The organism is Pantoea sp. SIMBA_079 (assembly GCF_046940275.1).
Classification (GTDB): Bacteria; Pseudomonadota; Gammaproteobacteria; order Enterobacterales; family Enterobacteriaceae; genus Pantoea; species Pantoea borealis.
Genome location: NZ_JAWRYR010000038.1, coordinates 1 through 720, shown reverse-complemented (window position 1 = coordinate 720; position 720 = coordinate 1). Strand labels below are relative to the sequence as shown.

1 rRNA gene is annotated in these 720 nt (G+C 56.8%); it reads right to left on the bottom strand.

The features are described from left to right. Positions 1-27 precede the first annotated feature (27 nt). Positions 28-720 (bottom strand): 23S ribosomal RNA (locus SB719_RS18955); the annotation flags it as partial.

Sequence of the window (720 nt, the reverse complement as noted above, 5' to 3'; positions counted from 1 at the left end):
GGTCTCGCAAAACGCCTCTGGCGTTGTAAGGTTAAGCCTCACGGGTCATTAGTACCGGTTAGCTCAACGCATCGCTGCGCTTACACACCCGGCCTATCAACGTCGTCGTCTTCAACGTCCCTTCAGGGCTCTCGAGGAGCCAGGGAGAACTCATCTCGGGGCAAGTTTCGTGCTTAGATGCTTTCAGCACTTATCTTTTCCGCACTTAGCTACCGGGCAGTGCCACTGGCGTGACAACCCGAACACCAGCGGTGCGTTCACTCCGGTCCTCTCGTACTAGGAGCAACCCCCCTCAATTCTCCAGCGCCCACGGCAGATAGGGACCGAACTGTCTCACGACGTTCTAAACCCAGCTCGCGTACCACTTTAAACGGCGAACAGCCGTACCCTTGGGACCTACTTCAGCCCCAGGATGTGATGAGCCGACATCGAGGTGCCAAACACCGCCGTCGATATGAACTCTTGGGCGGTATCAGCCTGTTATCCCCGGAGTACCTTTTATCCGTTGAGCGATGGCCCTTCCATTCAGAACCACCGGATCACTATGACCTGCTTTCGCACCTGCTCGAGCCGTCACTCTCGCAGTCAAGCTGGCTTATGCCATTGCACTAACCTCCTGATGTCCGACCAGGATTAGCCAACCTTCGTGCTCCTCCGTTACGCTTTGGGAGGAGACCGCCCCAGTCAAACTACCCACCAGACACTGTCCGCAGCCCGGAT